Origin of the sequence: Candidatus Viridilinea mediisalina (assembly GCF_002532535.1) — a bacterium.
Lineage (GTDB): Bacteria > Chloroflexota > Chloroflexia > Chloroflexales > Chloroflexaceae > Viridilinea > Viridilinea mediisalina.
In genome coordinates this window covers 1-2,897 of record NZ_NQWI01000230.1, presented here as the reverse complement: position 1 = coordinate 2,897, position 2,897 = coordinate 1, and the positions used below count along the sequence as shown (strand labels likewise).

The window sequence follows — 2,897 nt, the reverse complement described above, 5'->3', positions numbered from 1 at the left end:
GCGCCGACTGGCCCTGCGCCGTCCAGGTCGCCGCCACGAGGCGCAACTCGGTCAGATCCACCACCACCCAGAGCGCCGCGTCGCCCCAGGTAAAGACCGGCGAGACACACAGGTGATTGCTGCGCTCACAGGTCGTGCCGACGTGGTTCACCTTCGTGGCCGCCGAGTAGTCCAGCACCATCCCCGCGTGCGGCGGCACACCCAATTCTTCCTGGCTAACGGGACTCGCCACCGCAATGGTCGTCGCCAACGCCGCCAGATGCTCAGGAATCTCCGGCTGCCCGCCCGCCACGGCGAGCAGATCAAGCACCTGCATGCGTCGATCCACAAAGGCGCTGAGCGTCGTATTGGTGGGGTAGACATAGAGCAGCACGCGCAGACATGCATCAGGGGGGCAGTGCGTCACCAGATGGGGCGGCAGATCGCCAGGGCGCGGCGGGGCGACATGCATCACCTCGGTCAGCAGGCGCTGCCCGTCAAGCGTGCGCGTATGATGCTGATGGCGCACATCATGCGCCACCGCCCGCTGCGCCGCATCAGATCGTTCATCCAAGCCGTCGCGCAGCAGGATGAAGGGCGCGGACTGGAGCGAAGCCCGTCGCCGGGCGCGTTCCGCCGCCACCTCCGGCAGATCGGGCATCAACCCATCACCCAACACCACCGGCGCATCCGCAGCGGGACGCGGCACCACCTTCGTCGTCGGACTTGCCACCACACCCACGCCAGGCGGCGAGGCAGCAGTGCAGGCACTGAGGAGGAGGATGAGGAAGAGCGGGAGGGGGAGGAGACGGAGCATGGGATCGCTACCTTACATATCTTGCAAATAATAGGGGAATCTTGACGCAAAGGCGCAAGGGCGCAAAGGTTGCTGCGCTCGTTGCACTAAGGGAAGCGGATGTTGTTGATTACCCCGTTGCTTTGCTTCCATGAGAGGCCGTAGGTAGTGCCGACGTTAGTCAGCTTCCCATCGCTGCCAAAGACCTCAGCCGACTAACGTCGGAACTACGATGCCCGCACATGGACTATTCAGCATGACAGGCTGCTGGGGTACGTAACAATTTCTGCTTCCCTAACCCTGAGCGACACATGAGCAACACAAAACGCCCTTCGCAGTATAACCCGCGAAGAGCGTTTCGTGTTCACTGTTTGGCTCCCCGACGTGGATTCGAACCACGAACCTACTGATTAACAGTCAGCCGCTCTACCGTTGAGCTATCGGGGAATAAAGAGACTACGCCGGAGAGTATAGCATGACTCTCCCTAGCGTGCAAATTTACCAGGTATTGGAACATGCTCATACATCAGGTAGTGCAGGTAGGTACGGAGTTCGTCGATTGTGAGAGCTTTTTTTTCAGAAATTAGGTAAAATTCGGTTGATATGCATGCATCTACCCTCATATCACCACGCCAAGCGCTTCTGCAACCGTAAAGATGTCTTTGTCGCCGCGCCCCGACATATTCACGAGGATGATCTGATCGCGGTGCATCGTGGGGGCCAACTTGAGCGCCTCGGCGATGGCGTGGGCGCTTTCGAGCGCCGGAATGATCCCCTCCATGCGGGCGCAGGTCTCGAAGGCGTCGAGTGCCTCTTCGTCGTCGGCGCAGGTGTAACTGGCCCGTTTGGTGTCGTGTAGCCACGCATGCTCAGGGCCGACGCTGGCGTAATCCAACCCCGCACTTACCGAGTGGGTGAGTGCAATCTGCCCAGCCTCGTCTTGCAATACGTAGGAATAGGTGCCCTGCAAAACCCCCGGACTGGCGGCGCGAAAGCGGGCCGCGTGGTCGCCCAGCAGTTCCCCGCGCCCCCCAGCCTCAACTCCGCGTAGCACGACTTCCGCATCATCCAGGAAGGGGTGAAAGATGCCAATCGCATTGGAGCCACCACCGACACAAGCGACCACCACATCGGGCAGCCGTCCCTCGGCGGCCACGATCTGCTCTCGCGCCTCGCGCCCAATGATGCACTGGAAATCGCGCACCATCGTCGGGTAGGGATGGGGGCCAAGTGCCGAACCGAGCAGGTAGTAGCTCTCAGGATTGGTGACCCAATCGCGCATGGCTTCGTTGATCGCATCTTTGAGCGTGCGCGAACCACTATCTACGCCGCGCACCTCCGCGCCCAACAGACGCATGCGGAAGACATTGGGGCGCTGACGGGCCATATCGTCCACACCCATATAGACGACACACTCCAAGCCAAGCAGCGCACACACGGTAGCCGTGGCCACGCCATGCTGCCCCGCGCCCGTCTCGGCAATAATGCGTCGCTTGCCCATACGCTGCGCCAATAGCCCTTGACCAAGGGCATTGTTGATCTTATGGGCACCAGTATGGGCGAGATCTTCGCGTTTGAAGTAGATCTTTGCTCCACCACAATGTTTGGTCAGGCGGGCCGCAAAGGTCAGAGCGGTTGGGCGACCAGTATAGCTACGCTGCAAATGGTCTAATTCAGCCCAAAAGTCTGGATCAGCACATGCGGCAGCATAGGCCGCCTCAAGCGCCGTCATCGCAGGCATGAGCGTTTCAGGTACATAACGCCCGCCGTAAGGCCCGAAGCGACCAAGGACGTTGCTGTCTGTCATAGGCTTTTATGAGGAGCGGAAGAACAGGATAAGAACAGAGGAACAGGGGAACGGAAGAACAAGGGAACAGATGAACAGATGAACAGATGAACAGATGAACAGATGAACAGGATGAGGAACAGGACAGGAACATTGAGGATTCGGAATAAACCAAGTACCCGTTCTCTGTTCTCCTGTTCTCTGTTCTCCGTTCTCCTGTTCTCCGTTCTCCGTTCTCCTGTTCTCTGTTCTCCGTTCTCTGTTCTCCTGTTCTCTGTTCTCCTGTTCTCCTGTTCTCCTGTTCTCTGTTCTCCTGTTCTCCTGTTCTCCTGTTCT

1 protein-coding gene, 1 tRNA gene and 1 pseudogene are annotated in these 2,897 nt (G+C 59.1%); all 3 read right to left on the bottom strand.

Annotation, left to right across the window (positions count from 1 at the left end; genetic code table 11):
* Positions 1-796, bottom strand: a pseudogene (locus tag CJ255_RS21575) (hypothetical protein); the annotation flags it as partial.
* Positions 797-1,147: 351 nt separating this feature from the next.
* Positions 1,148-1,222: transfer RNA gene (locus CJ255_RS21570), tRNA-Asn, on the bottom strand.
* 172 nt (positions 1,223-1,394) lie between these two features.
* Positions 1,395-2,582 (bottom strand): tryptophan synthase subunit beta, encoded by a 1,188-nt coding sequence (gene trpB, locus CJ255_RS21565; protein WP_097646137.1) that lies wholly within the window; start codon positions 2,580-2,582, stop codon positions 1,395-1,397.
* Between the last annotated feature and the right edge of the window lie 315 nt (positions 2,583-2,897).

Excerpts from the sequence above, each read along its gene's own strand:
- trpB (WP_097646137.1), bottom strand. The coding sequence starts at position 2,582 with ATGACAGACAGCAACGTCCTTGGTCGCTTCGGGCCTTACGGCGGGCGT.